1 pseudogene is annotated in these 969 nt (G+C 52.1%); it reads left to right on the top strand.

The features are described from left to right. Nucleotides 1–897, top strand: a pseudogene (locus CCB157_RS17130) (IS256 family transposase); the annotation flags it as partial. Nucleotides 898–969 lie beyond the last annotated feature (72 nt).

Below are 969 nucleotides of genomic sequence, written 5' to 3'. Positions count from 1 at the left end.
CTACCGCAAGATCACCCAAATCACAGAAGAATTGTGCGGGACTTCGTTTCCAAGTCCACGGTCTCCGCGTTGTGCAAAGGACTGGATCCGATGATCCAAGACTGGAATGACGTTCCCTTCATGAACATGTGTATCCGTTTGTGCTAGTAGATGCTATTTATACGAAAGTCCGGGAAAATGGACGGGTACGTTCCAGAGCCGTTTTGATCGCCACAGGAGTGAATGAGGAAGGATACCGGGAAATTCTTGGCCTGCAAATCGGAAACAGTGAATCGGAGTCCAGCTGGAGCGAGTTCTTCGGATGGCTGAAAGACCGGGGACTCCGGGGAGTGGACTTGATCATCTCGGATCAACACGGCGGGCTGGTGCAAGCGATTGAAAAGCATTTCCAAGGCGCGACATGGCAGCGATGCCAGACACATTTTATTCGCAATATCCTCGATGCCGCACCAAAGTATATGCAGGATGCCTTGCTTGAGGAGATTCGCGGGATTCTTCACGCCCCCAATAAGCAGGCGGCACGGCTGTTATTTGGAACAAGTGTTGGCCAAATGGGAGGAGAAAGTCCCTAAAGCGATGCAAATCCTCGAAGAGGGATTCGAAGACGCCACGGCTGTCTTGGACTATCCGGAGCGTTACCGGCGGCGCCTGCGCACAACCAATGGCATCGAACGGCTCAATGAGGAAATCCGCCGCAGAGAACGGGTGATCCGCATTTTTCCGAACCGGGAATCGGTGTATCGCCTCGTAGGCGCCGTGTTGATCGAAATGGACGAAAAATGGATATCGGGACGCAAATACCTGGATATGTCCGACTATTGGCAGTGGCGGAAAACGAAAGAGTTAGGCGTTCAAACGATGAATCAGGAAGTTTCGGCGATCAAGAAAGTGGGATAATTTCTTCGACGTGTCAAGGAGAACGTGAAATACCTCGGAAGCGAGGAGTTGCCGCGAAAGCGCCTTGACACG

This window comes from Caenibacillus caldisaponilyticus (assembly GCF_002003465.1).
Taxonomy (GTDB): Bacteria; Bacillota; Bacilli; order Bacillales; family Sporolactobacillaceae; genus Caenibacillus; species Caenibacillus caldisaponilyticus.
Note: the sequence above shows the minus strand (reverse complement) of the source record. Positions and strands in the feature narration are given on the sequence as shown.